At 56.2% G+C, this 306-nt stretch carries 1 protein-coding gene and 1 pseudogene; both read right to left on the reverse strand.

All coding sequences use genetic code 11. The annotated features are described in order from the left end of the window. Positions 1–132, reverse strand: a pseudogene (locus CG471_RS29940) (IS3 family transposase); the annotation flags it as partial. A gap of 14 nt (positions 133–146) precedes the next feature. Beyond that, positions 147–306 (reverse strand): transposase (locus CG471_RS29945; protein ID WP_143560160.1); only part of this gene is annotated, 160 nt, incomplete at its 5' end.

The following is a 306-nucleotide window of genomic DNA, read 5'->3' on the forward strand; positions in this document are numbered from 1 at the left end:
CCAAGCATAGAAGCCGCTTGGCTGGATGCGCAGGCACCGACACATCGACCGAACCCTGAACTGGTCACGATGCTCGGCAACAAACGCGTATCTCACTTTGCATCCCTGGCGAAATACGCGGTGGCTTTTTTTAGCGCGTAGACTCATTACGCACTGCACCAGATGCGCACGCAGATGAGCTTGATGGCTGCGAGGAAGTTGGCAGGGTCTTTGTCATAGCGGGTGGCGATGCCACGGAACTGCTTGATGCGGTTGAAGAATCGTTCGACGAGGTTTCGCTGTTTGTAGAGCCACGGCGAGAAGGCG

The organism is Sphingobium sp. IP1, from assembly GCF_002708645.1.
Taxonomy (GTDB): domain Bacteria; phylum Pseudomonadota; class Alphaproteobacteria; order Sphingomonadales; family Sphingomonadaceae; genus Sphingobium; species Sphingobium yanoikuyae.